This is a genomic window from Lysobacter arseniciresistens ZS79 (assembly GCF_000768335.1).
Taxonomy (GTDB): domain Bacteria; phylum Pseudomonadota; class Gammaproteobacteria; order Xanthomonadales; family Xanthomonadaceae; genus Novilysobacter; species Novilysobacter arseniciresistens.
Window position 1 is genome coordinate 1 of record NZ_AVPT01000068.1, and the last position, 1,756, is coordinate 1,756.

Sequence of the window (1,756 nt, forward strand, 5' to 3'; positions counted from 1 at the left end):
TACCTCACCCCCAAGGGCGTAGCCGCATCAGGTTCCAATGCTTTTCCAAACAGGGCCAACGGCCCATCAAACGCTTTTGACTTTGAGCCAGGGATCAAAGCCCGAAGGGGCAAGCACTGCTTGCGTGCAAAGCACCGCGGGCCCGATCGCGCAGCGAGGATCCAATAGAAAAGGGCCCTCGGTGGGGCCCTTTCTTGTAAATTGAATCTGCTGGGATCAGAAGTCTAATGTGATCGAGATATTCTGCGCATAGAGCGAGCGACCATCTACCGTCTCGTATTCGTATCCCTGGCAGTTCAAGGCCTTTTGGGCATTCTCGATTGAGATAAACCCGGTCCTCCCGTCATCACCGATCACTGAAAGCGGCAGCATTACGTTCTTGTCAAGCATCGCTTCCATTTCGTTTAGGGCGTTGATCTTTTCGAATGTGGTTTGAATGTTCATTGCGTTGTTTCCTTGATGTTTACAGGCCAGCACAATTGCTTTCCATGTATTCAAGTTAAGACAAACCGACATTTTGTAAACCCTTTTGAGGCTACATTATCAACTTAATTTACGAGATCAATATCACTCTTTTAGGCACACGCTTACCCTACCCTCCCAGGGCGTAGCCGCATCAGTTCCATTGCTTTTCCAAGGTGTCAGCGTGTTTGGTCAAATGCATTTTAACCGGGCGCAAGCCCAGTTAAACGCTCTTGATTTTGCTCTTCCATCAAGCAGCCGAAGGCCGATAGGCTTACCTTCTCACGCCATCGAACTCGTGCTCGCCGCGGCTTCATCCGGCGCGCACTCATTCAAGTCTTTCACTTGCCCTACCCGAACCGCCAGGTGCACCAGGCATAGCGACACACCCAACGCCGGCCAAGAACCAACGAAGAAGGGAAAAGCGATGGCGGTTGCAAGTAGCGCGGCACGAATCATGGTTGCTCTAAGTAGCGGTGGATGAGTTGGCGGATAACCTCGCCTTGTTGCGTTCCGTTTTTTACTGCCACTTGGGCAAGCTTGGCGACTTGCTCCGGCGTGTTCTTCGCTCCCGTGTAATGCGCCGATCGATCCTCGTTCCACACCCTCGGGTGCAGCTTGAACGGGTGCGCCAGGTAGCTTGCAATCAGCTGGCGGATCCCTTCCCCTTGCGTAATGCCCACTTGTGCACACTTGCGCTTGAAGGCCTCGACTATGGCCGGGTGCTCGCGGACAACCGGATGCCTGGCGGTGAGCTTGGCGTTTGATGGTTTAGGCGAGAGCATGGGTTTCGGCGAACCTTTCGATGTAGTCGATGATGAAATAGGCGGCAACTGCACCGATGGTAAGGGAGATGATGGCAAAGGCAAGAAAGCTCATGGGGTTATTCCTTGTTAGATGATGTAGGCAAGAGCGACGGCAGCGGGAACGGTCAAGATGGAACCGAAGGCCACCATGGCGAAGTTGTCCCGGACGAAATCGCAAAGCGCGTCGGTCAGGGAGATTGCGGCGTTGAGTGCGTTGGTCATTAGAGGTCTCCTTAGTTGAGGACGGGGCGGATGGAAAGGCCTGTATCGGTCTGGCGAACCAGGTAGCAGATCAGGTCCGAGCGGGTGGTAGCAGGAACTTCAACCTTGCCCTGGACTTCGCCGTCTTCATCGGTGAGCACCAGTTCAAAAGAGAGATCGTATTCGGTGAGGGTTGTGAGGTTCATTGCGTTATCCGTTGCGTTTTTCATACTTTTAATATAGGGCATTTGGCTAGTTTGTAAACCCTTTTGGGGCTACATTTTGAC

Annotated in this window: 4 protein-coding genes; all 4 read right to left on the reverse strand. The window is 53.0% G+C overall.

Translation table 11 applies throughout. The features are described from left to right. Nucleotides 1-216: 216 nt before the first annotated feature. Nucleotides 217-444: a hypothetical protein gene (locus N799_RS13990; protein WP_036213937.1), complete on the reverse strand. Its 228-nt coding sequence runs from the start codon at nucleotides 442-444 to the stop codon at nucleotides 217-219. 473 nt (nucleotides 445-917) lie between these two features. Further along, complete coding sequence (locus N799_RS15545; protein WP_152597990.1) at nucleotides 918-1,247, reverse strand: hypothetical protein; 330 nt, start codon at nucleotides 1,245-1,247, stop codon at nucleotides 918-920. Between the two features lie 108 nt (nucleotides 1,248-1,355). After that, nucleotides 1,356-1,490: a hypothetical protein gene (locus tag N799_RS16045; protein ID WP_275040626.1), complete on the reverse strand. Its 135-nt coding sequence runs from the start codon at nucleotides 1,488-1,490 to the stop codon at nucleotides 1,356-1,358. An 11-nt stretch (nucleotides 1,491-1,501) separates the two neighbouring features. Beyond that, nucleotides 1,502-1,675: a hypothetical protein gene (locus N799_RS15735; RefSeq protein ID WP_160279981.1), complete on the reverse strand. Its 174-nt coding sequence runs from the start codon at nucleotides 1,673-1,675 to the stop codon at nucleotides 1,502-1,504. Nucleotides 1,676-1,756: the final 81 nt, after the last annotated feature.